1 protein-coding gene is annotated in these 393 nt (G+C 69.5%); it reads left to right on the top strand.

What is annotated here, in order from left to right; all coding sequences use genetic code 11:
• Positions 1 to 393, top strand: a 393-nt coding sequence (locus tag JHD67_RS21615) for a tRNA lysidine(34) synthetase (protein ID WP_199101191.1), incomplete at both ends; no start/stop codon positions are given.

Here is a 393-nt window from a genome sequence, read left to right as displayed (position 1 = left end):
CCGGCAAGATCACCGGCAAGCTGCTGCAGGCATTGCACGCCACGCTGGCCGCGACCGGTTTCGATCCCGCGCAGGACACGCTGGCCGTGGCCTTCAGCGGTGGGCTCGATTCCACGGTGCTGCTGGAAGCGGCCGCGCAGTGGCAGCGTGAAACCGGCGGGCGCGTGGTGGCTCTGCATGTGCATCATGGACTCTCGCCCAATGCGGATGCCTGGCTGGCGCATGCCGAGCAGGCATGTGCGCAGCGCGGCATCACCTGCGCGCACGAGCGCGTGCAACTGGAACGGGTGGCCGACAGCGGTGTGGAAGAAGCGGCACGGATGGCGCGTTATGCCGCACTGGGGCGGCTGTGCCGCGCCCATGGTGCGCGCCTGCTGCTGACGGCCCATCATC

This window comes from Dyella sp. ASV21 (assembly GCF_016428975.1).
Classification (GTDB): Bacteria; Pseudomonadota; Gammaproteobacteria; order Xanthomonadales; family Rhodanobacteraceae; genus Dyella.
Note: the sequence above shows the minus strand (reverse complement) of the source record. Positions and strands in the feature narration are given on the sequence as shown.